Annotated in this window: 1 protein-coding gene; it reads left to right on the plus strand. The window is 37.9% G+C overall.

The genetic code is table 11. The annotated features are described in order from the left end of the window. Positions 1-227, plus strand: a 227-nt coding sequence (locus CBI42_RS12960; protein WP_179211450.1) for a hypothetical protein, incomplete at both ends; no start/stop codon positions are given.

The raw sequence follows: 227 nt of genomic DNA on the forward strand, positions 1-227 counted from the left end.
AAAGATAAAGAGTTGTTGGGTATCATTGGTGAACTTGCTAACAAAGGCGTTGACGCTTCTCAATCTGGTACTGGATTGAGAAAAATTATCACTTCTTTACAGGCAATTGGCAATGCTTCATCAAGTTCTGCTAAAAAGGTTAAGAAACTTAATCAGACTTGGGAAAATGAAAATCGTTCAGTTAATCAGCAGCAAGACAAGCTCAACGGCTTGCGAAAGTCTTTGAA

The organism is Streptococcus sp. KR (assembly GCF_002238115.1).
In the GTDB taxonomy this organism is placed as follows: Bacteria; Bacillota; Bacilli; order Lactobacillales; family Streptococcaceae; genus Streptococcus.